This window comes from Paracoccus sp. TOH (assembly GCF_030388245.1).
GTDB classification, from domain to species: Bacteria; Pseudomonadota; Alphaproteobacteria; order Rhodobacterales; family Rhodobacteraceae; genus Paracoccus; species Paracoccus simplex.
In genome coordinates, this window is record NZ_CP098362.1 from 393,925 (window position 1) to 417,848 (window position 23,924).

At 69.6% G+C, this 23,924-nt stretch carries 27 protein-coding genes; 8 read left to right on the plus strand and 19 right to left on the minus strand.

Annotated elements, in window-relative coordinates; genetic code table 11:
* Nucleotides 1–153: 153 nt before the first annotated feature.
* The 3 genes from NBE95_RS18910 to NBE95_RS18920 form a co-directional block, all read right to left on the minus strand.
* Nucleotides 154–627 carry a nucleoside deaminase gene (locus tag NBE95_RS18910; protein WP_289896007.1) on the minus strand — a complete coding sequence of 158 codons (474 nt, stop codon included), beginning with the start codon at nucleotides 625–627 and terminating at the stop codon, nucleotides 154–156.
* A 14-nt stretch (nucleotides 628–641) separates the two neighbouring features.
* The gene (locus NBE95_RS18915) at nucleotides 642–1,331 is read right to left on the minus strand and encodes an ankyrin repeat domain-containing protein (RefSeq protein ID WP_289896008.1); all 690 of its coding nucleotides are present in this window, start codon (nucleotides 1,329–1,331) and stop codon (nucleotides 642–644) included.
* 97 nt (nucleotides 1,332–1,428) lie between these two features.
* Nucleotides 1,429–2,571 carry an alpha-D-ribose 1-methylphosphonate 5-triphosphate diphosphatase gene (locus NBE95_RS18920; RefSeq protein WP_289896009.1) on the minus strand — a complete coding sequence of 381 codons (1,143 nt, stop codon included), beginning with the start codon at nucleotides 2,569–2,571 and terminating at the stop codon, nucleotides 1,429–1,431.
* Between the two features lie 92 nt (nucleotides 2,572–2,663).
* Here NBE95_RS18920 and NBE95_RS18925 point away from each other — a divergent pair, with 92 nt between their 5' ends.
* Nucleotides 2,664–3,359, plus strand: coding sequence for a DUF1045 domain-containing protein (locus tag NBE95_RS18925; protein WP_289896010.1), 696 nt, complete (start codon nucleotides 2,664–2,666; stop codon nucleotides 3,357–3,359).
* Here NBE95_RS18925 and phnN read toward each other — a convergent pair.
* The 7 genes from phnN to phnG all read right to left on the minus strand — a co-directional run bounded on the left by phnN (nucleotide 3,326) and on the right by phnG (nucleotide 8,393).
* On the minus strand, nucleotides 3,326–3,874 hold the full coding sequence (phnN, locus tag NBE95_RS18930) for a phosphonate metabolism protein/1,5-bisphosphokinase (PRPP-forming) PhnN (protein WP_289896011.1): 549 nt from the start codon (nucleotides 3,872–3,874) through the stop codon (nucleotides 3,326–3,328). The two genes, NBE95_RS18925 and phnN, sit on opposite strands and share 34 nt — an antisense overlap.
* On the minus strand, nucleotides 3,871–4,554 hold the full coding sequence (gene phnL / locus NBE95_RS18935) for a phosphonate C-P lyase system protein PhnL (RefSeq protein WP_289896012.1): 684 nt from the start codon (nucleotides 4,552–4,554) through the stop codon (nucleotides 3,871–3,873). Before phnL ends, phnN begins: the two co-directional genes overlap by 4 nt.
* 4 nt (nucleotides 4,555–4,558) lie before the next feature.
* A complete protein-coding gene (gene phnK, locus NBE95_RS18940) occupies nucleotides 4,559–5,332 on the minus strand; it encodes a phosphonate C-P lyase system protein PhnK (protein ID WP_289896013.1) in 774 nt (257 codons plus the stop codon).
* Nucleotides 5,332–6,195, minus strand: a complete 864-nt coding sequence (locus NBE95_RS18945) for an alpha-D-ribose 1-methylphosphonate 5-phosphate C-P-lyase PhnJ (RefSeq protein WP_289896014.1) — start codon at nucleotides 6,193–6,195, stop codon at nucleotides 5,332–5,334. Before NBE95_RS18945 ends, phnK begins: the two co-directional genes overlap by 1 nt.
* Nucleotides 6,196–6,280: 85 nt before the next feature.
* Nucleotides 6,281–7,363: a carbon-phosphorus lyase complex subunit PhnI gene (locus NBE95_RS18950; RefSeq protein WP_289896015.1), complete on the minus strand. Its 1,083-nt coding sequence runs from the start codon at nucleotides 7,361–7,363 to the stop codon at nucleotides 6,281–6,283.
* Nucleotides 7,363–7,938, minus strand: a complete 576-nt coding sequence (gene phnH / locus NBE95_RS18955) for a phosphonate C-P lyase system protein PhnH (protein ID WP_289896016.1) — start codon at nucleotides 7,936–7,938, stop codon at nucleotides 7,363–7,365. The genes NBE95_RS18950 and phnH overlap by 1 nt, the downstream gene beginning before the upstream one ends.
* Entirely contained in the window at nucleotides 7,935–8,393 is a 459-nt protein-coding gene (phnG, locus tag NBE95_RS18960) for a phosphonate C-P lyase system protein PhnG (RefSeq protein ID WP_289896017.1), read from the minus strand. The genes phnH and phnG overlap by 4 nt, the downstream gene beginning before the upstream one ends.
* Before the next feature lie 87 nt (nucleotides 8,394–8,480).
* On the opposite strand from phnG, the gene phnF reads away from it, so the two are divergent.
* The gene (gene phnF, locus NBE95_RS18965; RefSeq protein WP_289896018.1) at nucleotides 8,481–9,197 is read left to right on the plus strand and encodes a phosphonate metabolism transcriptional regulator PhnF; all 717 of its coding nucleotides are present in this window, start codon (nucleotides 8,481–8,483) and stop codon (nucleotides 9,195–9,197) included.
* 9 nt (nucleotides 9,198–9,206) lie between these two features.
* Here phnF and phnE (NBE95_RS18970) read toward each other — a convergent pair whose 3' ends face one another.
* From phnE (NBE95_RS18970) to phnC, 4 genes are all read right to left on the minus strand, one after another.
* The gene (phnE, locus tag NBE95_RS18970) at nucleotides 9,207–10,538 is read right to left on the minus strand and encodes a phosphonate ABC transporter, permease protein PhnE (protein ID WP_289896019.1); all 1,332 of its coding nucleotides are present in this window, start codon (nucleotides 10,536–10,538) and stop codon (nucleotides 9,207–9,209) included.
* Complete coding sequence (gene phnE / locus NBE95_RS18975; protein ID WP_289896020.1) at nucleotides 10,535–11,413, minus strand: phosphonate ABC transporter, permease protein PhnE; 879 nt, start codon at nucleotides 11,411–11,413, stop codon at nucleotides 10,535–10,537. The genes phnE (NBE95_RS18970) and phnE (NBE95_RS18975) overlap by 4 nt, the downstream gene beginning before the upstream one ends.
* Nucleotides 11,414–11,484: 71 nt before the next feature.
* Complete coding sequence (phnD, locus tag NBE95_RS18980; RefSeq protein ID WP_289896021.1) at nucleotides 11,485–12,387, minus strand: phosphonate ABC transporter substrate-binding protein; 903 nt, start codon at nucleotides 12,385–12,387, stop codon at nucleotides 11,485–11,487.
* 48 nt (nucleotides 12,388–12,435) lie between these two features.
* Complete coding sequence (phnC, locus tag NBE95_RS18985) at nucleotides 12,436–13,254, minus strand: phosphonate ABC transporter ATP-binding protein (protein WP_289896532.1); 819 nt, start codon at nucleotides 13,252–13,254, stop codon at nucleotides 12,436–12,438.
* Between the two features lie 232 nt (nucleotides 13,255–13,486).
* Here phnC and NBE95_RS18990 point away from each other — a divergent pair, with 232 nt between their 5' ends.
* Complete coding sequence (locus NBE95_RS18990; protein ID WP_289896022.1) at nucleotides 13,487–13,726, plus strand: hypothetical protein; 240 nt, start codon at nucleotides 13,487–13,489, stop codon at nucleotides 13,724–13,726.
* A gap of 91 nt (nucleotides 13,727–13,817) precedes the next feature.
* Here NBE95_RS18990 and NBE95_RS18995 read toward each other — a convergent pair whose 3' ends face one another.
* The 5 genes from NBE95_RS18995 to NBE95_RS19015 all read right to left on the minus strand — a co-directional run bounded on the left by NBE95_RS18995 (nucleotide 13,818) and on the right by NBE95_RS19015 (nucleotide 18,327).
* On the minus strand, nucleotides 13,818–13,970 hold the full coding sequence (locus NBE95_RS18995) for a hypothetical protein (protein ID WP_289896023.1): 153 nt from the start codon (nucleotides 13,968–13,970) through the stop codon (nucleotides 13,818–13,820).
* Between the two features lie 131 nt (nucleotides 13,971–14,101).
* Nucleotides 14,102–15,619 carry a tripartite tricarboxylate transporter permease gene (locus NBE95_RS19000; protein ID WP_289896024.1) on the minus strand — a complete coding sequence of 506 codons (1,518 nt, stop codon included), beginning with the start codon at nucleotides 15,617–15,619 and terminating at the stop codon, nucleotides 14,102–14,104.
* A gap of 3 nt (nucleotides 15,620–15,622) precedes the next feature.
* Entirely contained in the window at nucleotides 15,623–16,117 is a 495-nt protein-coding gene (locus tag NBE95_RS19005; RefSeq protein WP_289896025.1) for a tripartite tricarboxylate transporter TctB family protein, read from the minus strand.
* Complete coding sequence (locus tag NBE95_RS19010; RefSeq protein ID WP_289896026.1) at nucleotides 16,114–17,055, minus strand: tripartite tricarboxylate transporter substrate binding protein; 942 nt, start codon at nucleotides 17,053–17,055, stop codon at nucleotides 16,114–16,116. The genes NBE95_RS19005 and NBE95_RS19010 overlap by 4 nt, the downstream gene beginning before the upstream one ends.
* 183 nt (nucleotides 17,056–17,238) lie before the next feature.
* Nucleotides 17,239–18,327: an ABC transporter substrate-binding protein gene (locus tag NBE95_RS19015; protein WP_289896027.1), complete on the minus strand. Its 1,089-nt coding sequence runs from the start codon at nucleotides 18,325–18,327 to the stop codon at nucleotides 17,239–17,241.
* Nucleotides 18,328–18,451: 124 nt separating this feature from the next.
* Between NBE95_RS19015 and NBE95_RS19020 the strand changes: the two genes are divergently transcribed.
* From NBE95_RS19020 to mauB, 5 genes are all read left to right on the plus strand, one after another.
* Nucleotides 18,452–19,123, plus strand: coding sequence for a response regulator transcription factor (locus NBE95_RS19020; RefSeq protein WP_289896028.1), 672 nt, complete (start codon nucleotides 18,452–18,454; stop codon nucleotides 19,121–19,123).
* Nucleotides 19,120–20,532, plus strand: coding sequence for a sensor histidine kinase (locus tag NBE95_RS19025; protein ID WP_289896029.1), 1,413 nt, complete (start codon nucleotides 19,120–19,122; stop codon nucleotides 20,530–20,532). Before NBE95_RS19020 ends, NBE95_RS19025 begins: the two co-directional genes overlap by 4 nt.
* A 73-nt stretch (nucleotides 20,533–20,605) precedes the next feature.
* Nucleotides 20,606–21,448, plus strand: coding sequence for a LysR family transcriptional regulator (locus NBE95_RS19030; RefSeq protein WP_289896030.1), 843 nt, complete (start codon nucleotides 20,606–20,608; stop codon nucleotides 21,446–21,448).
* Nucleotides 21,449–21,709: 261 nt separating this feature from the next.
* Complete coding sequence (locus NBE95_RS19035) at nucleotides 21,710–22,546, plus strand: methylamine utilization protein MauF (RefSeq protein WP_289896031.1); 837 nt, start codon at nucleotides 21,710–21,712, stop codon at nucleotides 22,544–22,546.
* 175 nt (nucleotides 22,547–22,721) lie between these two features.
* On the plus strand, nucleotides 22,722–23,924 hold the full coding sequence (mauB, locus tag NBE95_RS19040) for a methylamine dehydrogenase (amicyanin) large subunit (protein ID WP_354670377.1): 1,203 nt from the start codon (nucleotides 22,722–22,724) through the stop codon (nucleotides 23,922–23,924).

Genomic DNA, 23,924 nt, shown 5'->3' on the forward strand with positions numbered 1-23,924 from the left:
ACCATGTCCGACAACCACAGCGAGAATCAACCCGTGCGATCCTGTCCGTCCGCCAGGTTGCGGGATTTCGCCGACCCGTCCCGAAAGTGCAGAAGAATCCAGCGCTTGGCCGTGGACAAGCCGCAACCGGCACCCGGATCAGGCGGTCTTTGATCAGGTCCGGGCGTCGCGTGCCTGGGCCCATTCCTCGTACAGGCTGCGGCCCGAGTCCGGCTTGACCGGCACATGGCTGATCGTCATCGACTGCTCGGCGAAGGGCCGGCGCAGATCGGCATAGATCTCGGCCGTGGACAGGGTGAAGGGGGCGCCATCCTCGTTGGAATAGGCATAGGCCACCGTCGCGACCCCGGCCAGCCGCATGGCCGCCAGGCACATCGGGCAGGGATGGCCGCTGGCATAGACCGCGCTGCCCTGCAGCGCCTCGGGCCCCGCGGCGCGGGCGGCGGCGCGCAGGGCCAGCAGCTCGGCATGGTCGGTCGCGTCATGGCTCAGATGCATCTCGTTCACGGCGGTGGCGATCACCGCGCCGCCGCTGACCACCACCGCGCCGAAAGGCCGGCCGCCTTCGGCGATATTGGCTTTTGCCAACGCGATTGCCTGGCGCAGGTAATGTGTTGCATCATGCATCGAAGTCTCCTTCTTCATCGGGCGCCGGCGGCGGTGAGGATGCGCTGGATGTCGCGATAGCCGGCCCGGCGCGCATGGTGAAGGGGCGTCACGCCCTCGCCATCGGCCAGATTGACATTCGCCCCGGCCCGGATCAGCAGTTCGACGATCTGCCGGTGCCGGAAACCACCGTCGCCCAGAATGATTGCCTCCAGAAGTGCCGTCCAGCCCAGGTCGTTGACGTGATCGACGGCGACGCCGGCCTCGATCAGCGTCCGCACCGTCTCGACATGGCCGCGCTCCGCCGCTGGGATCAGGGCGGTGCCGCCGAAACGGTTGAGACTGCGCAGGTCGGCGCCATGCTGCAGCGTCAGCTTCAGGATCTCCAGATGCCCGCGCGCCCCGGCATAGAGATAGGGGCTGTCGGCGATCCGGTCCCGGGCATTCACGTCCGCGCCCGCCGCGATCAGCGCGCGGGCCGCATCGACGGCATTGGCATGGGTCGCAGAGAGCAGCGGCGTCGCGCCGCTGGCGTCGCGCGCCTCGATCGGCGCACCTGCCGCCAGCAGCCGGGCGATCCCGGCGGCATCGTTGCGGCCGGCCGCCCGGTGCAAGGCCGTCCCGCCCGTGACCTCGGCCTTCGCCGGCCGGGGCAGGTTCGTCAGCAGCAGCAGCGCGGCGGCGCCTGCCAGGATCGGACGTCGAGCGATGCGCACCTTTTCCATCATCCTTTCGAGATAAGGCCGCAAGGCAGCGTTTGAAAATCAAATATGCGCGGGCCGCCTTCCGCCGCGGTGGCGACGCGGCGGAAGGCCGCCGCGCTCAGGCGATGCGGTTGCCCTGCACCCAGACGCCGCGCACCGCGCTGGCATTGCCCAGCCGCGCCACCCGGATGACGTCGGCCCGGGCCCCGGGCCGCAGCGCGCCGCGGTCGGTCAGCCCCGCCGCCGTCGCCGGGGCCGAGGTGACGGTCGCCACGCCGCGCGGCATGTCGTCCCACAGGTCGCCCAGCATCAGCGCCGCCGTCAGCAGCGACGAGGGCACGTAATCCGAGGACAGGATGTCCAGCAACCCGGCCTCGGCCAGGACATGCGCGGCGACATTGCCGGAATGCGAGCCGCCGCGGATCAGGTTCGGCGCGCCCATCATCACGGCAATGCCCTGGTCGCGGCAGGCCTGGGCGGCTTCGGAGGTGGTCGGGAACTCGGCCAGACGGGCACCGTGCCGGGCCGAGACCGCCACCTGCCCGGCGGTGGTATCGTCATGGCTGGCCAGCACCGCGCCATAGCGGCGCGCCTCGGCCACGGCGGTCGCCTCGTGCAGGGCGCCCAGCCGGTCGCGCAGCGCCTGCTGGCTTTCGACATGGGCGTCGAATTCCGCATCCGACAGGCCGCGCTTGCCCATCACGTAGTCGCGCAGCTTGCCGATGTCGCGGAACTGGCGCTGGCCCGGCGTGTGATCCATCAGGCTGACGATGCCGACGCGATCCTCGGGGCCGAATTTCGCCATCTCCTCGACCAGGGTTTCCGAGCAGATCTCGGCCCGCAGGTGCAGGAAATGGCTGATGCGCAGCGCGCCCTGCGCCCGCAGCTGCAAGACCTCGGTCGCCAGCGCCCGGGCATATTCGCCATAGCCGACATTCGGGCTGGTGAAGACCGAACCCACGCGCAGCGCGTCAAACACCGTGGTGATCCCGGTCGAGGCCAGCTCGGCATCATGGGCGACGATGGCGGCCTGATGCGGCCATTCGACCTTGGGGCGCGGCTGCAGGTGCCGCTCCAGATTGTCAGTATGCAGCTCGACCAGACCCGGCAGGACCAGATCGCCCCCGCAGTCGATGGCCCCGGCGGGAAGCGAGGCGTCCTCGGCGATCTCGGCGATGCGGCCGTCCGCCAGATGGATCCGGCCGCGGAGGACCTGGTCGGGCAGGATCAGCGTGGCGTTGGCGAGTATGGTCTGGGTCATCGGTCGATCCTGTCTTTCTGTCCGGTCCGTGGGCGGGCTGATTGCCACCGGGCTGTCACAGGAGTGTGACAGTCCGGCTCTAAAGAGGCGCGATGTTGGATATGAAACGCTTCGCCGTCTATTACGCGCCGCCGCCCGGCGCATTCGCCGATCTTGCGGCCCGCTGGCTGGGCTGGGATGCCGTCAGCGGCCAGGCCTGCGCGCCGCCCGATCTGGACTTGCCCGTGGCCGAGATTACCGCGGAACCGCGCCGCTACGGCTTTCACGGCACCGTCAAGCCGCCCTTCCGGCTGGCGCCCGGCGCGACGCCCGGCGATCTGGACGCCGCGATGAAGGGGCTTGCCGCCCGGCTGGCGCCGGTCCTGCTGCCCGGCCTGCGGCTTGCGTCCCTGGACGGCTTCCTGGCGCTTGTGCCCGAGGGGGACACGACGCCCTTGCAGCGCCTGGCGGCGACGGTGGTGCGCGATCTGGACCCGCTGCGCGCGCCGCTGATCGAGGCCGAGATCGCCCGCCGCCGGCCCGAGCGGCTGACGCCGCCCCAGCGCGCATTGCTGGAGCGCTGGGGCTATCCCCATGTGATGGAGGAGTTCCGCTTTCACCTGACCCTGACCGACCGGCTGCCGGTCGGGATGGCTGGGCGGGCGCAGGCGGCGCTGGCGGCGCATTTCGCGCCGGTGCTGCCGCGCCCCTTCGTCATCGACGCGCTGTGCCTGTTCGGCGAGCCAAAGGATGGGGGGTTCCGGCTGCTGCATCGCTACGACCTTGCCGGCAGGGACGTGGCGGGCTGAAGCGCCGCCAGGAACCGCGCCAGCCCGATTTCGGCGCTGGCGTCGTTGATCACGGTTTGATGGGCGATGCCCTCGGGCAGGGCGAAACCGGCCCGGACCAGACGCCGCTCGCGGTCCGCGGCGTCCTCGCGGCCGCGCTCGGCCAGCCGGGCTGCCAGAACCGGTGCAGGGGCGGTGACCAGCAGAACGGTCAGGCCGGGCAGGCGCGCGGCGGCCTCGGCCAGGATGGCGCGGCTGGCATTGAACAGCACCGTGCCCGGCCCGGCGAGTTCGCCGGCCGGGATGCCGTAATCCAGCCCATGCGCGTGCCAGTGCAGGGCGAATTCGCCGGCAGCCTGGCGGCGGGCGAATTCGGCCGGGGTCACGCCGTCGAAATCCTCGCCGCCGGCATCGGCGGGGCGGGTGATGACCCGGCGGGTGGCGCGAATCCGGTCGGGCTGGGCGGCACAGGCCATCGCCATCAGCGTGTCCTTGCCGGCGCCCGAGGGGCCGACGACGGCGACCAGCCGGGTCATGCCGCGGCCCCGGGCGTGAAGCCGGTGACATCGACCAGCCGGTCGCAGACCCGGACCCGCGCCGCCTCGTCATGGAAGATGCCCAGGATGGCGGCGCCGCGGGCCTTGGCCTCCTCGATCAGCGACAGGACCACCTCGCGGTTGGCGGCATCCAGGCTGGCGGTGGGTTCGTCCAGCAGCAGCACCGGAAAGGGATGGGCAAAGCCGCGGGCGATGTTCACCCGCTGTTGTTCGCCGCCCGAGAAGGTGGTGGGCGACAGGCCCCACAGCCGTTCCGGGATGTTCAGCCGCGCCAGCAGCGCGGCGGCGCGGGCGCGGGCCTCGGCCTCGGGGGTGCCGAGCCGGCGCAGCGGTTCGGCCACGACCTCGATGGTGGGCACGCGGGGGACGACGCGCAGGAACTGGCTGACATAGCCCAGCCGGTCGCGGCGCAGGGCGATGATCTGGCGCGGCTGGGCCGTGACCACATCCAGCCCCGCCACCCGGATCGAGCCCGAGGCGGCCAGGTAATTGCCATGGATCATCCGCATCAGCGTGGATTTCCCGGCCCCCGACTGCCCGGTCAGCCCGACGCATTCGCCGGCCTCCACGGTCAGGTTCGCGCCTTCCATCAACCGCAGGACGGCGCCGGCCTGATTGTGCAGGGTAAAGGTCTTGGACAGATTCTCGATGCGGATCATGGGATTACACCTGCAGGACAGAGGATACGAGAAGCTGGGTATAGGCGTGCTGCGGATCGTCCAGCACCTGGTCGGTCAGCCCGGTTTCCACGACGCGGCCCGATTTCATCACCATCAGCCGGTCGGCCAGCAGCCGCACCACCGCCAGGTCATGGGTGACGATCACCACCGACAGGCCAAGATCGCGCACCAGTCCGCGCAACAGGTCCAGCAGCCGCGCCTGCACGCTGACATCCAGCCCGCCGGTCGGCTCGTCCATGAAGACCAGCCGCGGGCCGGTGACCAGGTTGCGGGCGATCTGCAGCCGTTGCTGCATCCCGCCGGAAAAGGCCGAGGGCCGGTCGTCGATGCGTTCGGCGGCGATCTCGACCCGGCCCAGCCAGTCGGTCGCCGTGTCGCGGATGGCGCCGTAATGGCGCTGACCCACGGCCATCAGGCGTTCGCCGACATTGCCGCCGGCACTGACGCCCATGCGCAGCCCGTCGCGCGGGTTCTGGTGGACATAGGCCCAGTCGCCGCGCAGCAAGCGGCGGCGCTCGGCCTCGGAAAAGCCCAGCACGTCGCGACCTTCCCACAGGATCGCGCCCTCGTCGGGCCGCTGCATGCCCGCCAGGCAGGACAGCAGCGTCGATTTGCCCGAGCCGCTTTCGCCGACGATGCCCAGCACCTCGCCCGGCCACAGCTCGAATGCGACCTCGGCGCAGCCGATGCGCGGGCCGTAGCGTTTCGTCAGCCCCTGCACCGACAGAAGCGGCATGGTCAGGTTCGCGCCATCCATCACGCCACCTCCTGCGCGGACAGCCGACCACGATGGCCGTCCTCCTGCCGCGAATTGCAGAAATCCGTGTCCGAGCAGACGAACATCCGGCTGCCGCGGTCGTCGGTGATCACCTCGTCCAGATAGCTGCCGGAGGCCCCGCACAGGTCGCAGTCGTGATCGGCCTTGGAGGCCATGAAGGGATGATCCTCGAAATCCAGGCTGACCACCTGGCTATAGGGCGGTACGGCATAGATGCGGCTTTCGCGGCCGGCGCCGAACAACTGGATCGCCGGATTGTCCGCCAGCTTGGGATTGTCGAATTTCGGGATCGGCGAAGGGTCCATGACATAGCGCCCCTCGACCTTCACCGGATAGGCGTAGCTGGTGGCGATCTCGCCATGGCGGGCGATGTCTTCGTAAAGTTTGACGTGCATCAGCCCGTATTCCTCAAGCTCGTGCATCTTGCGGGTCTCGGTCTCGCGCGGCTCCAGGAAGCGCAGCGGTTCGGGGATCGGCACCTGGTAGACCAGGATCTGCGCCTCGGTCAGCGGCTGTTCGGGGATGCGGTGGCGGGTCTGGATCAGCGTGGCCTCGGCGGTGCGCTCGGTGACCTCGACCCCGGCGGTGCGCTGGAAGAAGCGGCGGATCGAGACGGCGTTGGTGGTGTCGTCGGCGCCCTGGTCGATGACCTTCAGCCGGTCCTCGGGCGTCAGGCAGGCCGCGGTCACCTGCACGCCGCCGGTGCCCCAGCCGTAAGGCATCGGCATCTCGCGGCTGGCGAAGGGCACCTGATAGCCGGGGATGGCCAGCGCCTTCAGCAGCGCGCGGCGGATCATGCGCTTGGTCTGTTCGTCCAGATAGGCGAAGTTGTAATCGCTCACAGCGGCCCCCTTTCGGTCAGGGTGGTTTCCGGGGCGCGCCGCCCGGTCGTGCGGCGGCGCGGCGCGTGACGGGTGCGAGGGGCGCTCATTCGGCGGCCTCGTGCAGGGCCGTGGCCTCGGCGCGCAGGCGGCGCACCAGTTCCAGCTCGGACTGGAAATCGACGTAATGCGGCAGCTTGATATGTTCCAGGAAGCCGGTTGCCTGCACGTTGTCGCAATGCGACAGCACGAATTCCTGGTCCTGCGCCGGGGCGCCGGTGAAATCCTCGCCCAGTTCCTGCCAGCGCAGAGCGCGGTCCACCAGGCTCATCGAGATGGCCTTGCGTTCCGACTGGCCCATGACCAGACCATAGCCGCGGGTGAATTGCGGCGGCTCGGTCTTCGAGCCCTTGAACTGGTTCACCGTCTCGCATTCGGTCAGCTCGACCTCGCCGATCTCGACGGCGAAGCCCAGCTCGGGCAGATCGACCTCGACCGCGACGCGGCCGATGCGCAGCTCGCCCACGAAGGCATGGGTGCGGCCATAGCCGCGCTGCGTGGAATAGGCCAGGGACAGCACGAAGCCCTCGTCCCCGCGGGTCAGCGCCTGCAGGCGCAGCGCCCGGTCGGCCGGCAGTTCCAGCGGCGTCCGGGTCAGGTCGGCGGGCGCGTCGTCGCCGGGCGGCTCGGCCTCGATCAGCCCGTCGCGGTCCAGAAGCCCGGTGACATGCGGCACCGGCTCGGCCGCCGCCGCGGCGGTCGGGGCGGGCGGCACCTCGCTCTCGGCCATCAGGGCGAAATCCAGCAGCCGGTGGGTATAGTCGAAGGTCGGCCCCAGCACCTGCCCGCCGGGCAGATCCTTGAAGGTCGCCGAGACGCGGCGGTCCACCGCCATCGCCGCCGTGTCCACCGGCTGCGACGCGCCGAAGCGCGGCAGCGTCGTGCGATAGGCGCGGATCAGGAACACCGCCTCGATCAGGTCGCCGCGGGCCTGCTTGATCGCCAGCGCTGCCAGGTCGGGATCGTAGAGCGAGCCCTCGGCCATCACCCGGTTCACCGCCAGCGCCATCTGTTCGCGGATCTGGGCGACGGTCAGTTCGGGGATGGCGGGATCGCCGCGGCGCTCCTCGGCCAGCCAGGCGTGGGCGGCGTCGATGGCGCGTTCGCCACCCTTGACGGCGACATACATCAGCAATCCTCCACGATGGTGCTGCGGGGCAGGGCGGCCAGCCGGTCGCCGCAGGTCAGGATGGTGTCGAAGCCCAGCGGAAACAGCGCCCGGTTCGCCCGGAAGGCGGCGGTTTCCGGCAGCGACAGCCGGGCGGCGTCGCGGATGCCGGGGCCGGTCAGCCGCGCACCGTCGACCTCCAGCCGCTCGACCTCGACGATCAGCGTGGCCGAGCGGTCGGGAAAGGCGGGCTCGCCGATGCGGAAGCGCGTCACCGGCTGCAGATCGGGCCAGCGGCCGAGCGCGAAACCGGCATCCGCCGCGGCGGCCTGCGGCGCGCCGGTGTGAAAGGCGATCCAGCGCCGCAACGCGTCGTTGTCGAGGGCGCCGGCCAGGTGCAGGGGCGTCGTGGCATCGGTCAGCGTCAGCAGCACCGTGGCCGCCGCCGCCGACAGGCCGGGCGCGGCGGCGCCGGTCACGGCATGGATGCGTCCGGGGCGGGCCATCGCGTCCAGCACGGCGCGGAAGGCATGGGCGGCATCGCGGGCGGGATCGGCGAAGCCGCCGGCAAGCGGCGTGGTCAGCGGGGCGTTCATTGGTCCTCTCCGCGCAGCATGGTGAAGAATTCGACCCGGGTGGCCGCGGCCTTTTCGGCGCGGGTGCCGCGGCGGGCCTGCGCTTCGGCGCGCAGCGGGGCCATGACCTGAGCCTCGATCCGGGCGGCCTGCTCGCCCTGCATCAGCGCGTCCAGTACCGCGGCGCGACGGGCATGGTCGCGGTCGCGGCCCTGCACCCAGGCATGGCCCACCGCATCGCCCAGCCGGACCGAGCAGCGCGTCACCGTCATCTCGCCCAGGTTGAAGCGGTTGCCGGTGCCGCCGACCCGTCCCTCCAGCATGACGGCGCCGATCTCGGGCGCGCGCAGCAGCTCATGGGCCGGCAGGTCGGGGGCCAGGGCGGCAAGCCGGGCGGCCGGCGCCTTGGCAAGAAGCGACATCCAGTCGCGGCGGAGGGCGGTTTCTTCGATCTGCGACATTGCGTGCCTCGACATCTTGCCAGCTTGTCTAGTTTCCTATACAACTAGACAAGTGATAACCCGCCGGCGCCCCCGGCTCAAGCCCCGAGTTGTGAATTTTCGATGACGACCAAGCAGCCGATCTGGAAATCCATCGCCGCCACGCTGGCGGCCGAGATCGCCGACGGGCATTACCGCCCCGGCGACAAACTGCCGTCGGAAGCCGAGCTGGCCGTCCGGTTTGGCGTCAACCGCCACACGGTGCGCCATGCCCTGGCCGCGCTGGCCGAGGCGGGGACGGTGCGCAGCCGGCGCGGCGCCGGCGTGTTCGTCGCCTTGGTGCCGACCGATTATCCGCTGGGGCGGCGGGTCCGTTTCCACCAGAACGTCGCGGCTTCCGGGCGGGCGGCCTCGCGCCGGCTGACGCTGCTGGACACCCGCGGCGCCGATGCGAAAGAGGCCGAGGCGCTGGCGCTTGCCGCCGGCGCCCCCGTGCATGTCATCGAGGGCGTGTCGCTGGTGGACGGCCAGCCGCTGGCGGTGTTCCGTTCGGTCTTCGATGCCGGGCGCTTTCCCGGGCTGCTGGCGCAGCTCGAGGCGCATCCCTCGGTCACGCGCGCGCTGGCGGAATGCGGGCTTTGCGACTATACGCGGGCCTCGACCCGGCTGACGGCGAAGATCGCGCCGGCCACCATGGCGCTGATGCTGGAACTGCCGCAGGGCGCGCCGGTGTTGCGCTCGGTGGCGATCAATGTCGATGCCGAGGGGCGGCCGGTCGAGTTCGGCACCACCTGGTTCGCGGGCGACCGGGTGACGCTGACCGTCGCGCCCGAGGGCTGAGGGCGCGGCTTACGCGCCCCTGATCAGCTTGCGGCGCAGCCAGCCCGACAGGCTGTCCATGGCGATCACGGTCAGCACGATCAGCACCATGTAATAGGCCACGTCCTCCCAGTCCTTCTGGGTCTGGATGGCCTGGGTCAGCAGCAGGCCGATGCCGCCGCCGACGATGGCGCCGATCACCGTGGCGCCGCGGGTGTTGGATTCCAGGAAATACAGCACCTGCGACAGCAGCACCGGCGTCACCTGCGGGATCACCCCGAAGCGCGCCCGCTGCAGCGCGTTGCCGCCGGTCGAGCGGATGCCCTCGACCTGCTTCTCGTCGATGTTCTCCAGCGCCTCCGAGAACAGCTTGCCGAAGCTGCCGGTATCGGTCAGCAGGATCGCCAGCGCGCCGGTCATCGGGCCGGGGCCGAAGGCGCGCGCCAGCACGATGGTCCAGATCAGCGCGTCCACGCCGCGGATGAAGTCGAAGATCCGGCGCAGGCCGAAGCGCAGCACGCCGAAGGGGTTCATGTTCGAGGCCGCCATGAAGGCCAGCGGCAGCGAGATGATCGCCGCGCCGAAGGTGCCCAGGAAGGCCATCAGCACCGTCTCGAACATGGCCCAGATCACGTCGCCATGCCGCCACATGCTGTTGGTCCAGAAGTCATGGGCCATGGCGGTGATGTTCGGCCGGCCGGGATCGAGCCGTTCCTCCCACAGCGCCGAGGCGGCCAGCTCCGGCCAGCTCATATGCGCGAACGGGCTGTCCAGCGTGAAGAAGAACAGCGGCCAGCCGGCCGAATAGCGGAAGGTTTCGACCTTGCTGCGCGTATAGGCGAAGCGCCCGGCCGGGGTGGTGATGCTGACGCGGCTGTCCGAGGCGTTGATCCAGTCGGGCAGCGGCTGCGGCGCATCCAGCAGCAGCCGGTCGCCGTCCGGGCGGATGGCGATGGTGCCGGCGTCGGGGTGGATATAGCGCGCGCCCTGGCCGTCATAGATCACACGATGGCCCTGGCCCAGGTCGATGGTGGTGGTGTCGCCGGCGCTGGCAACGAAATCGGGCAGCCGGCCCTCGGGCCAGATGCCCTTGGCCTCGCCCTCGACGGCGACGGTCAGCTTGCCGCTGCGGTTGTCGCGGGTGACATGGGTCTTGTGGCGCCAGAAATCCGACATCAGCACCGCGGCATTGTCCATCCGCGCCCGGCCCGCCAGTCCCGCCAGGTCGAAGGCGACGGCGGCATAGGCCAGATAGGCCAGGATGGCCAGCGGCACCGCGAAAGAGATCGTCCGGCGGCGCGCGAAACCCGCCAGGATCGGCGCGGCGGGATGGGTCGCGGGCATCAGGGTTGCATCGGTCATGCGTTGCGGCCTTTCACCAGGCGGGCGCGGGCGTGGTCGGACAGCCGGTCGATGGCCACGATGGTCACGAACAGCAAAAGGAAGATCGCCACCACCTCGTCATAGCGGCCCTGGCCCCATTGCATGGCGATCTTCAGGTCATAGCCGATGCCGCCCGAACCGACGAAGCCCAGGATGGCGCTGGCCCGCACGTTGATCTCGAACCGCATCAGCGCATAGGACAGCCAGTTCGGCGCCACCTGCGGCAGGACGCCCAGCCACATCCGCTGTCCCCAGGTGGCGCCGACCGAGGCCAGGCCCTCGACCGGCTTCGGATCGGCATTCTCGGCCACCTCGGAAAACAGCTTGCCGAGCGCGCCCCCGGTATGCAGGGCGATGGCGGCGACCGCCGGCACCGGCCCGCCGCCCAGAATGTAGATCAGCATCAGCGCGATGACGATTTCCGGAATGGCGCGGGTCGCGTCCATCATCCGCCGGAACAGCGGCGTCAGCCGCGGCCAGCGGGCCAGTCCGCGCGTCGAAAGCAGTGCCAGCAGCATCGCCGCCAGCCCGCCCAGCAGCGTCGAGACGGCGGCGATGTTCACCGTCTCGACCAGCGAGGGCAAGTGTTCGAGGAACATGCGGGGCAGGTTGGCGCGGTTGCGCCAGGCCTCGGACAAAACCTCGGCCGGAAAAGACAGCAGCATCGGCAGCCCGTCGATGAAGCCGCCGGCATTGCGCGACTCGGCCAGCCGGAAGCCGGACGCCATCAGCGCCACGAACAGGATCAGCAGGATGCCGCCATACATGCGCCGCCGGCGCGTCAGCTCCAGATAGGCGGTCTCGACCTGGCCGAGCCGGGGGTCGGGCGGCGGTCCGAAGGCGGTGTCGGCCATGTGTTCCTCGGGGTCGGAAAGCGGATGGCCGCGCCCGGTGCCGGACGCGGCCAGGGGACGGAAAGGGCCGGTCAGCTGTTCGATTCTTCCAGCTTGCGGGCGGCGACGACGCCCTCGAAGGCGCTGTGATCGACCGGCACGAAATCCTTGGCCTCACCATGGGCGACACCGAAGGCGCAGGTCTTGTCGGTCTCGTGCAGGTCGGCGGTCAGCTGGATCACCTTGTCCTTGACCTCTTGCGGCAGGGCGTTGCGCACCACCATCGGGCCTTCCGGGATCAGCTTGGACTTCCAGATCTCGACCATGTCGTTCATGTCGATCAGCCCAGCATCGGCGGCCTTGCGCAGCGCGCCGGAATTGTAGCCGTCCTCCCAGTCGCCCAGGCCGTCGGCCCAGGTCACGCCGGCGTCGAAATCGCCATTGGCGACGCCGACGATGGTCTGCTCATGCCCGCCCGAGAAGCGCACCTCGCTGAAATATTCGTCCAGCGGGCCGTATTGCCCGGTCAGCTCGGCGCCCGGCACCAGGTAGCCCGAGGTCGAGTTCGGATCGGCAAAGGCGAAGCGCTTGCCCTTGGCATCGGCGATCGAGGTGATGCCGCTGTCCTTGCGCGCCAGGCCGATCGAGTAATAGCCGGTCGAACCGTCGATGTTCTGCTTGGTCAGCACCGGCGTCACGGCCTGCGGATCGGTCAGGTAGATCTTGGCATAGCCCGAGGCGCCCATCCAGGCCAGGTCCAGCGTGCCGCCCAGCAGGCCCTGGATCACGCCGTCGTAATCGGCCGGGGTGAAGACCTTGACCGGGACGCCCAGGGCCTGCTCGATGGCGGCGCGGTAGCATTCGTTCGAGCTCATGCGGTCCTGGGCGTTCTCGCCGCCCAGGATGCCGATGTTGAATTGCTTGATCTCCTGCGCGGCGGCGGCGATCGGGGTCAGGGCGGTGGCGGCGGCAAGCGCCAAGGCAAGGGTTTTCATGGTCTCTCCATGGGGTGGTGGTACCGCGGCCGGCTGGCCGGGGCGGATTCAGGCCAGCATTCGCGCCGCATAGGCGTCGTCCGGGGCCATGTCGGCGGGGATCGAGGTCGAGGTGGCGTCCTCGTTGAAACTGTCATCGGCGCCGTAGATGTCGCGTGCCACGCCGGTCGAAAGCTGGTCGGGCGTGCCGTCGAAGACGATGCGGCCGTCGCGCATGCCGATCACCCGGTCGCAATAGCGCCGGGCGGTGTCCAGCGTGTGCAGGTTCGCCAGCACCATGCGGCCGTCCTCGACATTGATGCGTTTCAGCGTGTCCATCACCACCTGCGCATTCATCGGGTCGAGGCTGGCGATGGGTTCGTCGGCCAGGATGATCCGCGGGTCCTGCATCAGCGCCCGGGCGATGGCGACGCGTTGCTGCTGACCGCCCGACAGCGCCTCGGCCCGCTTGGGGGCCTGTTCGGCGATGCCCAGCCGTTCGAGAATGGCGATGGCCCGCAGGATGTCCTGGCGCGGCCACAGGTTGAACATCGTGGCCATGGTCGAGCGGCGGTTCAGAAGGCCGTGCAGCACGTTTGACACCACGTCCATGCGCGGCACCAGGTTGAACTGCTGGAAGATCATCGCGCAATCGCTTTGCCATTGCCGGCGGGCCGCGCCGCGCAGCGAAAGGATGTCGCGCCCCTCGACCAGGATCTGCCCGGCGCTGGCATCGGTCAGCCGGTTCATCATGCGCAGGAAGGTGGATTTCCCGGCACCGGACCGGCCGATCACGCCGACAAAGGCGGGCCCCCCGACCGAGAAGCTGACATCGTCCACCGCGGCCTTCCGGCCGAAAATCCTGGTCACGTTCCTGACTTCAAGCACCGATGGCCCCTTTTCGTCGTCCACGGGGCTGATAGGCCGTCGATGTTTCAGTTCTTCGGCATTGCGGTGAAGTTTCCGTGACGGTCGCGGGGCGGGCCAAGGGCGCGGGCCGCAAGGGCTGAGCCGGCTTCAGCCGGTTGCCCGCCGGGTTGCCCGGGGAAACGGCAGACGGCCGGTGCGCGGGCGCGATCCGCGGCCGAAAAGGTGGCGGCGGGGCCGGAAAAGCGCGACAATGATTCAGGAAGCCAGGAACGACTCGACGGGGCTGGCCATGATCGAACTCGTCTTCATCGCCTGTATCAGCGGCACCCGGGCCGATTGCCGGGAACACAGCCTGATCTATACCGAGATGACGCCCATGGTCTGCATGCACGGCGCGCAGCCGGCGCTGGCGCGATGGGTCGAGACGCATCCGAACTGGCGCATCGCCCGCTGGTCCTGCCAGCCCTTGCGCCGCGAACGCAGCATCTGACGGTTTCGGCCGGACCAGCCCGGCGGAGGCCGGAAATGAAAATGCCGCCCGAAGGCGGCATTGGAACTTGATGCCGCAAGCCGGCCCGTGATCACAGATGGATGCTGCGGAATGCCGATTGCGAGATGCCGAGTTTCTTCAGGTCGCGGGCATCCGGGGTGCGGTGCATGTCCACCGCGGCCGCGGCATGGATGGCGGCGCGGAAGGTGCCGAAGAACGAGCGGAGGGACTGAAGGGCAGTCATCTGATTTGCCTGTCTGGTCAATGTTTCGATGACAGACAGATGGGCGCGCCGGCCCGCTTCTGCAACGCAGCATCTGGTCAAGGCCGCCATGACCTCAGATCATGGCGGCCCGGTTCCGCTGCGGCCCGGCCTCAGTCCTCGTCGCCGGCCAGTTGCGCCAGCACCTGGCCCTTGCCGCGCGCCCGCAGGATCAGCGGCACGATCAGCGCCAGCGCGGCAATCCCCAGCAGCACCGCGGCGATGGGCGACTGCACCAGATAGACCCAGTCGCCCTGGCTGATCGACAGCGCCCGGCGCAGTTGCTGCTCGGCCATCGGGCCCAGGATCAGGCCGACGACGATGGGCGCGATGGGATAGCCGAACAGCCGCATCACATAGCCCAGTACCCCGAAAGCCAGCAGCATTCCCAGCTCGAAGGTCGAGGGGTTGGCGCCGATGGTGCCCAGCGTCGCGAACAGCAGGATCCCCGCATAGAGCCAGGGCTTGGGAATGGTCAGCAGCCTGACCCAGAGCCCGATCAGCGGCAGGTTCAGCACCAGCAGCATGGCATTGGCGATCAGCAGGCTGGCGATCAGCCCCCAGACCAGGGTCGGGTTGGTCGCGAACAGCAACGGCCCCGGTTGCAGGCCGAATTGCTGGAACCCCGCCAGCATGATCGCCGCCGTGGCCGAGGTCGGCAGGCCCAGCGTCAGCAGCGGCACCAGCGTGCCGGCGGCCGAGGCGTTGTTCGCCGCCTCCGGGCCGGCGACGCCCTCGATGGCGCCATGGCCGAATTCCTCGGGGTGCTTGGTCAGCTTCTTTTCGGTCGCATAGGACAGGAAGGTGCCGATCTCGGCCCCGCCGGCGGGCATGGCGCCGATGGGAAAGCCGATGACGGTGCCGCGCAGCCAGGGTTTCCACGACCGCGCCCAGTCCTGGCGGTTCATCCAGACCGAACCCTTGACGGCGGTCACCTCGTCATCGACCTGCACGCGCTGGCCGGCGATGAACAGCGCCTCGCCAAGCGCGAACATGGCGACGGCCATGGTGGTGACCTCGATCCCGTCCAGCAGCTCCGGCACGCCGAAGGACAGTCGCGCCTGGCCGGTCAGCTGGTCGATGCCGACGCAGGCCAGCGCCAGGCCCAGAAACAGCGAGGTCAGCCCGCGCAGCGCCGATTCGCCGAAGGCGGCCGAGACGGTGACGAAGGCCAGCACCATCAGCGCGAAATATTCGCGCGGGCCGAAGACCAGCGCCAGCTTGACGATGGTGGGGGCCAGGAAGGCCAGCAGCAGCGTCGCGATCAGCCCGGCGATGAACGATCCGATGGCGGCGGTGGCCAGCGCCGGCCCGCCGCGGCCCTTGCGGGCCATCTTGTTGCCTTCCAGCGCGGTGATGATCGAGGCGCTTTCCCCCGGCGTGTTCAAGAGGATCGAGGTGGTCGAGCCGCCATACATGCCGCCGTAATAGATGCCGGCGAACATGATCAGCGAGCCGGCCGGGTCCAGCCGGTAGGTGACGGGCAGCAGCAGCGCCACGGTCAGGGCCGGGCCGATGCCGGGCAGCACGCCCACGGCGGTGCCCAGCGTCACGCCGATCAGCGCGTAAAGCAGCAGCATCGGGTCGGCCGCGGTGGCCAGCCCCTGCAGCAGGAAGTCGAAGGCGCCCATGGCTCAGCCCCCCGGGAAGAACAGCTGCTCCAGCGGCCCGGCGGGCAGGTGCAGCATCAGCAGTTGCGAGAAGATCGTCCAGACGACGAAGGCGAAGACGATGCCGATGGGAATGGTCATGGCCAGGTTGCGCTTGCCGAAGGCCCGGGCCGTAAAGGCGAACAGGATGCCGGTGGCGATCGAGAAGCCGGTGACATGCAGCAGCATCAGCTGCACGGCCAGTCCGGCCACGATCCACAGCACCGGCGCCGGGTTCTGCGCCGGGCGCTGGGGGAAATCGCCGCGCAGCCCCTCGACCGCGGTCCAGCCGGCCAGGCCGATCAGGCCCCAGGCCACGACGCGCGGCACGCTGGCCGGCCCCACGCCCGAATAGCCGCCCAGATCGGCCAGGCGCGCGCTGTCCCACAGCATCACGCCGCCGATCACCGCCAGCCCGGCCGCGATCACCAGCGCCGCCGTATCCCGGCGGCGCGGTTGTTCATGGCGCTGGACGCTCATTTCACCAGACCGATGTCCTTGAGGATGGCGGCGGTCGATTCGACGTCCTTGTCAAGCTGGGCCTCGAATTCGGGGCCGGCCAGCCAAGTGTCCATCCAGCCCTTGTCGGCCAGCTGCTTCTGCCAGTTTTCCGATTTGGCCATCTTCTCGATATCGGCGGTGACCTTGGCCTTCTGCTCGTCCGAAAGACCCGGGGCGGCGGCGACCATGCGCCAGTTCTCCAGCGTCACGTCCAGCCCGGCCTCTTGCAGAGTGGGGGCATCGACGCCTTCCAGCCGCTCGGGCGAGCTGACCGCCAGCAGGCGCAGGGTGCCGGCCTGGATCTGGGCCTCGAACTCGCCCAGCGAGGAAATGCCCGCGGTCACCTGATTGCCCAGGATCGCCGCCAGCGCCTCGCCGCCGCCGGAATAGGCGATGTAGTTGATCTTGGTCGGGTCGACGCCGGCCGCCTTGGCGATCAGGCCCACGGCGATATGGTCGGTGCCGCCGGCCGAGCCGCCGGCCCAGCTGACCGCGCCGGGATCGGCCTTCAGCTTTTCGATCAGCCCGGCCATGTCCTGGATCTCGGACGCGGCGGGGACCACGATCGCCTCGTATTCGCCGGTCAGCCGCGCGATGGGCGTCACGTCCTTGAGCGAGACGGGCGAGTTGTTGGTCAGGATGGCGCCGACCATCACATAGCCGCCGACGATCAGCGCGTCTGGGTTACCCTTGTTCTGGCTGGCGAATTGCGCCAGGCCGATGGTGCCGCCGGCACCGGGGACGTTCTGGACCTGCACCGATTTCGAGATGCCTTCCTCTTGCAGCACGGTCTGCATGGTGCGCGCGGTCTGGTCCCAGCCGCCGCCGGGATTGGCCGGCGCGATGATGGTGTAATCGGCCATGGCCGGCATGGCGACGGCGCCGGCGAATAGGCTGGCAAGAACGAGATGCTTCATGGTTTTCCTCCGCATCGACCGGGCGCATCGGCGCCGGCCGCGTTTCCGTTTTTTCTGGCTGCGGCCCGCATCTCTCCCGGAATGCGGGCGGTCCTCCGTGAGCCCGGGAACCGGACCCTGCGCCCTTTCCAGCACAGAAACCTGTCACGGACCTGACATGCCGCGAAAAAGGCGGAAGAAAATCTAGCGGCCCGACAGCGCGCGATTCCAGCGCGCCAGCAGCCGGGCGCGCGTCGCCTGGTCCAGATAGGCCAGCAGGCCGGGGCTGACCGGCACCGGCTTCAGCCGCAGCCCGGCCAGATCCTGCATCCCGCCCGCCGGCGTCGGCTGGCCCGCCACCTCGAGGCTGACGGCGGATAGCCGCAGCGTCTCGGACAGCAGCTCCTGCCCCTCGGGCGACATCAGGAAGGCCAGGAAGCCCGCGCCCCGCGCCGGATTGCGCGCGGCCGTGGGCACCAGCGCCACGCGCGAGACGACGACGGTGAAGTCGCGCGGCAGGATCAGCCCGATATCGGGATGCCGCCGCGCCCAGTCGGTCACGTAGGAGCCGAGCAGGTTGTAGCCGAGCGCCAGCCGGCCGTCGGCGATCCGCTCCAGCAGTTCGCCGGTGGTGGCGTATTGGCGCACCCCGGCGCGGCCCATCGCCTCGGCCACCGCCCAGATGCCGGGATAAAGCTCTTGGTCGCGGGCCAGGAACAGGTAGCCCACGCCCGAGCGCGCCGGGTCGTAGGTGCCGATGCGGCCCTGCGCTTCCTCGGGGTGCTCGGCCAGCCAGCGGATCAGGTCGGCGCGGGTGGCGGGGGGCGGGTGCCCGGCGAAGCTGGGCTTGTGATAGGCGAAGACCGCCGGTTCGAAGGTCAGCGCATAGACGGTGTCGCGCCAGTTCGCCCAGTCGGGCCAGTTCGCCGTATCGGGCGTGACCACCGGCCGGGCAAAGCCGTCGTTCGCCAGCTTGACCTGCAGGTCCATGGCCGAGGAAAAGACGAAATCGGCGGTGCCGCCGCCGCCGCCCTCGCTTGCCGCCTGGCTTTCGGCGACGATGCGGTCGTGCAGCGCGCCGGTCAGCAGATCCTCGTAGCGCACCGCCAGATCGGGATGCGTCCTCTGGAAGGCGGCGATCAGCGGCCGGGCCAGGTCGCTGTCCAGCGAGGAATAGATCAGCAGCTCCTCGTCCGTCCGGCCGGACGGGGGTGGGAAAAGCGTGGTCTCGGCAAGGCTCGCCCCGGCGGCAAGGACAAGGGCGACGGCTGGCAGAAGGGCGGGCAGGCGCATGATCGGGCCAGATTGCCCGAGCCGCGCCCGGTTCACAAGCCGCCGGTTCATCGGCCTTGGGCTACCTTGGCCCGGTTCACAAGGCCCCCGCGCGCCGCTAGGCTGACGGCCGGAAGGGGGCGGCATGCGCATCTTGCTGGTCGAGGACAATCTTTCGCTGGCCGAAGGGCTTGCACAGCTGCTGCGCCAGTCGGGCTATGCGGTGGACGTGGTGCATGACGGCGCCTCGGCCGAGGCGCTGGCGGCGGCCGAAAGTTTCGACCTGGTGATCCTGGACCTGAACCTGCCGCAGATGGACGGGCTGACGGTGCTGCGCGCCATGCGGGCACGGCGCAACCCGGCCGCGGTGATGATCCTGACCGCGCGCGGCACGCCCGAGGAGCGGGTGCGCGGCCTGGACCTGGGCGCCGACGACTATCTGATCAAGCCCTTCGACATCGGCGAGTTCGAGGCGCGCATCCGCTCGCTGCTGCGCCGGCAGGCCGGGCTGCGCACCGCGACGGTCAGTTTCGGCGGGCTGACCTTCGACCAGAACAGCCGCAGCTTTGCGGTGGGCGCGCAGGCCCTGGACCTGCCGGCGCGCGAACGCGGGCTGCTGGAACTGCTGATCACCCGCGCCGGCAAGGTGGTGCCGCGCGAAAGCATCGTGCAGTCGCTGACCTCGCTGGAAGACGATCTGTCCGCCAACGCCATTGAGCAATATGTCAGCCGGCTGCGCAAGCGGCTGGCCCCGGCCGGGCTGACGGTCAGGACGGCGCGCGGCATCGGCTATTTCCTGGACCGGGCCGAACCTTGAGCGCCGGCCCGCCGCCAGGGCCCCGCGGGGCGCATCCGCCGGGCCGCCCCTTCTCGATCCGCCGCCGGCTGCTTTTGTGGCTGCTGGTGGCCACGGCGGTCTTCGGGGCGCTGGCGCTGGTCGATACCTGGCGCGAGGCCAAGCGCATGGCAACGGCGCTGGCGGACCGGGTGCTGGCCGGCTCGGCCCTGGTGATCGCCGAGCGCGCCTCGCTGGACGAGGACGGGCTGATCGCCATCGAGATCCCCTATGGCGCGCTGGAAATGCTCAGCTCGGCGGCCGAGGACCGGGTGTTCTATCGCGTCGACGGGCCGCCCGGACGGCTGGTCACCGGCTATGGCGACCTGCCGGTGGCAGCGGCCGTGCCGGGCGGCGACCCGGCCTTTTCGGATGGCAGCTTCCGCGGCGAGCCGGTGCGGGTGGCCAGCCTGGCCCGCGCCGCCTCGACCGGCATCGACGAGGTGCCCTTCATCGTCACCGTGGCCGAGACCACCAGCGCGCGCGAGGAACTGACCCGCACCATCCTGATGCGCTCGGCGCTGCGGCTGCTGCTGATGATGCTGGGCGCGGCGCTGATCGTCGGCATCGCGGTGACCGTCTCGCTGCGGCCGCTGCACCGGCTGGGCGAGGCCATCGCCACCCGCAGCCCCGACGATCTGGGCCCGGTCGAGACGCCGGTGCCATCAGAGGTGCGCGGGCTGGTCGGCACCATCAACGGCTTCATGCTGCGGCTGAAATCGGCGCTGGACGGGCTGCGCAACTTCACCGGCAATGCCGGGCACCAGCTGCGCACGCCGCTGGCGGTGGTGCGCACCCAGCTGGCGCTGGCGGCGCGGGCGCCGACCCTGGCCGAGGCGCAGGCCGCCGCCGCCAAGGGCGATGCCGCCGTCGCCCATGCCGAGCGCATCCTCGCCCAGCTGCTGCTGCTGGCCAAGGTGGATGCGGCGGCCGGGCGGGCCTTGGCGCCCATCGACCTGGCCGGGCTGGCCCGCGACCTGGCTGCCGACCAGATCCCCGCCGCCGCCGAATCCGGCATCGACCTGGGCTTCGAGGGGCAGGGGCCGCTGCCCATCCGCGCCGAGCCGCTGCTGCTGGGCGAGGCGCTGCAAAACCTGGTCTCGAACGCGATCCTGCATACCGGCCGCGGCGCCGTGGTCACCATCCGCGTGCGGCGCGAGGCCGGCACGGCTGTGGTCGAGGTCGAGGATGACGGGCCCGGCATTCCCGCCGAGGCCCGCGCCGCCGCCGTGGGCCGCTTCGCCCGCGGCCAGACCCAGGGACCCGGCATGGGGCTGGGCCTGCCGGTGGTGGAGGAGATCGCCCGGCTGTTCGGCGGCGCGCTGAGCCTGCACCAGGGCGCGGGCGGGCGCGGGCTTTGCGCGCGGATCCGCTTCCCGCTGGCCGACTGACCGCCCCGCCCCTTTACATGGCCGGCAATTCGGCCCAAGGGCTTACAAACTGGGCAGTTGCGGCGCTACCGTGATGAATTGGGATGATTTCCGCATAATCTCCGCGATCTGCAAGACCGGCTCCTTCGCCAGGGCGGCACGGCTTCTGCAGATCGACGAAACCACGGTCGGCCGCCGGGTGGCGCGGATCGAGGCGGGGCTGGAGATGCCGCTGTTCGAGCCCGCCGACGGCATGCGCCGTCCGACGGGCGGCTGCCTGGCCATCCTGCGCCCGCTGCAGGAGATGGAGGCGGCCGCCGCCCGCATCCAGCGGGCGCTGCGCCAGCAGGACTATGCCGACCGGGTGTTTCGCATCTCGACCGTGGCCGCCATCGCCGAACACTGGCTGGCGCCGCATCTGCCGCATCTGCTGCAGGAATTGCCGGAACTGTCGCTGAGCATCGACACCTCGGACGACAATGTCGAGATGTCGCGATGGGAGGCCGATTTCGCGCTGCGCCTGGGCCGGCCGAAATACGGCACCTTCCTGATGCGCCGGATCGGCGAGATCGGCTTCTCGCTGGTCCGGCCGCGCGACCTGGCGCCCGAAGCCGAGGTGCTGGCCGCCTATCCGCAGATGCTGGCCGACACCCCCGAGATGCTGGGCCTGCTGTCGAGGTTCCGGGGCCGGGCCATCCGGCTCGAGACCGCCAATCTGAACCTGATCCGCGCCATGCTGGACAGCGGGCGCGGCATCGGCATCCTGCCCGATCTGATGGTGCAGGGCCTGCTTCGGCGGGACGATGTCAGCGTCACTCCGATGCCGATCACGCGCGAGGTCTGGCTGCTGTCGCAGCCGCATCTGCGCAATGACGAACTGGCCCGCAGGCTGTCCGAATGGTGCGCCACGCTGTTCCCCGCACGGCGGGACGCCTAGGCATCCACCACCAAAGGATGAATTGCCCGCCGCTTTCCGCGACTCTCGATTTTTTTGCCAATGAATTGTTTTTAATTCATAAATCAAGGCGCTTAATGGATTCCCTTTGCTCCTGCATTTTCGCAGCCCCGGGCTGCAGAGAAACTCATTTCACCTTCGGGAAACAGCACGCAGTCTGCGGTTGAAACGGGTCCAAGCGGTATTGTGACGCTGCGACGGGAGGCCGCGACGACCCGTGAACCGAACGAGAGGAGGCGTGCGGTGACTTCCATTGATGATTTCCGGTTGCAGACGGGCGAGACCGTCGGCGTCCCCGATTGCGACGTCTTTCCCGACAGTTTCTCGCGCGGCAGCCGCCTTGCCGTGCTGGGCCTCAGCCTGGCGGCCGGGCTGGCCGGCGGCCTGCTGCTGAGCGAGGCGGGCTCGGGCATGGCGCTGTGGGGCTGCATCGGCCTGGCGGCCTTTGCCGGCGGCCTGCTCTCCACCTGGTCGCCCTGCGGCTATTCCTCGATCTCGTTGCTGCGGCCGACCGGCAAGGGGGCCAAGGCGCTATTGGGCTGGCTGCCGACCTTTGCCATGCACGGGCTGGGTTATGCCGCCGGCGCGCTGATCCTTGGCGCGCTGCTGGGGGCGATCGGCATGATGGCCGGGTTCTCGGGCTTCGCCACCGGTTTCGGCCTGGCGGTGCTGGCGCTGATCGGCCTGGCCTATGGGGCGCATCAGCTGGACTTCCTGCGCGTGCCCTATCCGCAGCGTCGGGCGCAGGTGCCGCATGACGCGCGCCAGCGCTTTCCGAAATGGGTGGTCGGCGGGCTTTACGGCCTGTCGCTGGGCCTGGACTACCTGACCTATGTGCAGACCCCGCTGCTTTACATGATGACGGCGGCCGCCATCCTGACCGGCAATGTCGCCGAGGCCATCGCCATCATCGCGCTGTTCAATCTGGGGCGCTTCCTGCCGGTGGCGGTGAACCTGTTCCCGGTGACGGATTACGCCATCCAGGCCTGGCTGGGCCGCCATCAGGAGCGCGCGGCCATCGTGGACGGCGCCATCCTGACCGCGCTGGGGGCCGGGTTCGCCGTTCTGGCGCTGGTCTGACTATCCGCTGAACTACCCTGTTTTTCTGCATGACCCACCATCCGGCTGCCCGGATGGTCCGGGTCGGATACACACGAGGGAGGAAACCATGGCTCTTTCACGCAGAGCGACCATCAAGGACACGAGGCTTCTGGGCCTGTGCGCGACCTCTTTCCTGCTGGCTGCCGGACCCGCCATGGTCCAGGCCCAGGAAAGCGGCGCGGCGGAACCGGCCGCGGCCACGGCTGCCGCTGAAACGCCCGAGGCCGGCCAAACCGAGGGCCAGCGCGCCGCCGCCGAGGCCGCGCAGCAACTTGCCGCCGGCGAGGCCGACGAGCCGGTGATCCTGAACGCGCCCAAGCCCGATGCCCGGCGCGTCTATGTGCAGGATCCGGCGCATTTCGCCGCCATCACCCAGCAGTTCGTCATCGACGGTTCGAGCGGCGAGGTGCTGGGCATGACCGATGGCGGCTTCCTGCCGCAGCCGGTGGTGGCCGATGACGGCTCGCTCTTTGCCCAGGCCAGCACGGTGTTCTCGCGCATCGCCCGGGGCACCCGCACCGATTACATCGAGGTCTTCGATCCGGAGACGCTGCAGCCCACCGCCGATATCGAGCTGCCCAAGGACGCGCGCTTCCTGGTCGGCACCTATCAGTGGATGAACGCGCTGACGCCGGACAACAAGTCCTTCCTGTTCTACCAGTTCTCGCCGGCGCCCGCGGTGGGCATCGTCGATCTGGAGAACAAGAAGTTCGACCGCATGGTCGACGTGCCGGACTGCTATCACATCTTCCCGGCCAGCCCGACGGTGTTCTACATGAACTGCCGCGACGGCAGCCTGGCGCGGGTCGATGTTTCCGAGGCCGAGCCCAAGGTCTCGAACAGCAAGGTCTTCCACACCGAGGAAGAGCTGCTGATCAACCACCCCGCCTATACGACCCGCACCGGGCGGCTGGTCTGGCCGACCTATACTGGCAAGATCTACCAGATGGACCTGACCGCCGAGGAACCCAAGTTCCGCGAGCCGATCGAGGCGCTGACCGAGGCCGAGCGCGCCGACGGCTGGGCGCCGGGCGGCTGGCAGCAGGTCGCCTATCACCGCGGCTCGGACCGCATCTTCCTGCTGGTCGACCAGCGCGACCAGCACAAGCACAAGACCGCCAGCCGCTTCGTCGTGGTGCTGAACGCCGCCACCGGCGAGCGCATCGGCAAGATCGAGATGGGCCACGAGATCGACTCGATCAATGTCAGCCAGGATGCCGAGCCGCTGCTCTATGGCCTCTCGTCGGGCAGCCAGACCCTGCACATCTACGATGCCGCCTCGGGCGAGGAACTCCGCAGCGTGAACCAGCTGGGCCGCGGTCCGCAGATCCTCCTGACCCATGACATGGAGTCATGA